This window comes from Streptomyces sp. NPDC002619 (genome assembly GCF_042889305.1).
GTDB lineage: Bacteria > Actinomycetota > Actinomycetes > Streptomycetales > Streptomycetaceae > Streptomyces.
On the sequence record NZ_JBIAQV010000154.1, the window covers coordinates 1 to 1,582 of the forward strand.

Consider the following 1,582-nt stretch of genomic DNA (forward strand, 5'->3'; position numbering starts at 1 on the left):
GTTCAGCAAGACCCGGTTCGGCATCTACACCCGGGCTGCGGCCGAGACGGAGAAGGGCCTGACGCTGATCGGCCGGTCACCCGAACGGATCGCCGCGATCAACTGGGTGCTGGGCTCTGCTATCGCCGGACTGGCTGGGTGGCCGCCGCACAGGCCGGTGCTGTCGATGCCGGCGGCAGCGAAGGGGAGGGGCGGCGACGGCGGACACCGGCCACCCGCGCAGATCGATTGAGAAGAGTCTGCGCCACGCCTGGCGCGGGCCGGCCGGCGAGACAGGCTGAGTGGGCGGACAGTGGCCGGGAGTTGCTGAACTCAGGCAGCGCCTTGGGCACCGCGAGCCTGTCGATAGCCGCAGCGGCCGGCATCGCGCGTTCACTCCCGGCCCGGACGACCAGGGACGGGTTCGGAAACGACTCCTTGACGAGGATGTCACCCACCCTTAATCTTCGATCAGTTATCAGATATCAAAGATGGGACTGAGGATGGGTAGAGGCTTTGTAGCCAGTCTCGCCGCGCTGGCCTCGGCTGTGGTGCTCCTCGCCGGGTGCTCGAGCGGCGGCGGAGACTCGACGGCGGCGTCGAGGGCCGCGTCCACTGCGGGCGGCAAGGTTGCGTCGGGCACGCCGATCAAGTTCGGCGTGGTGTCGCCGGTGACCGGGGTCAGCGCCGTTCCCGCCTTCCAGCAAGGCGTCAAGGCCGCCGCCGCCTACGTCAATAACCAGCTCGGCGGCGTCAAGGGCCACCCGCTGCAGATGGAGTACTGCGACGACCAGGGCCAGGACCCGTCGAAGAACACCGCCTGCGTGCACAAATTCGTAGCCGACAACGTCACCGCGATCTTGAACTACGGCAGCGCCTTCGGCACCGCGAGCCTGCCGATAGCCGCGGCCGCCGGCATCAGCACGTTCACTCCCGGCTCGGCCCTGTCCGAGGACCAGAGCAAATACGCGATCATCCTGCATGCCGACACCGAAAGCGGATACGCCGCCGCCTTCTCCCACCTGAAGAAGCAAGGCAAGAAAAGCGTCGGCTCGATCATGACCAACATCCCGGAGACCATCTCGCTGTTCCGGGGGATTCTCCCGCCGGCCGCGCGGAAGGGCGGGGTTGAGTTCGTCCGTATGGTCGTCGTCGACCCGACCGCCACCGACTTCACGCCGGAGGTGCTCAAAGCGAGCCAGGGCGTTGACACCGTCACGATGTCACTCGGCCCGGCTCAGATGGCGCAGACACTCCAGAACGCGCAGGCGGCCGGCGTGCAGGCGCAGTTCGCGGTGTCGAATGTCGCGATCGACGAGAAGAACTTCGTCCAGCCGGCCGGGTCGGCGGCCGAAGGTGTGGTGGCGTACTCCGGCGTGGACCTGTACAACTCCTCGGCCTCGCAGGCCGTGACCTACCGCGACCAGATGGAGAAGGCCGGGTTCGGCGCCGGCATAGGCGGGGTGTCGGAGCAGGGCTTCTCGTTCGCGATGACGGCTTACACCGCACTGAGCGACATGAAGCAGTACACCCCCGGCGCCCTGCGGGACTACTTCAACAGCCACAAGGTGCCGGTCTACCTCGGCCAGGTCTACGACGCGTC

The 1,582-nt window shown here is 67.2% G+C and carries 1 protein-coding gene and 1 pseudogene; both read left to right on the top strand.

Annotated features, from left to right (window positions below):
• Nucleotides 1–232: pseudogene (locus tag ACFYXB_RS45960) on the top strand (hypothetical protein); the annotation flags it as partial.
• A 250-nt stretch (nucleotides 233–482) separates the two neighbouring features.
• A partial coding sequence (locus ACFYXB_RS45965) for an ABC transporter substrate-binding protein (RefSeq protein WP_389591473.1) occupies nucleotides 483–1,582 on the top strand: 1,100 nt, incomplete at its 3' end.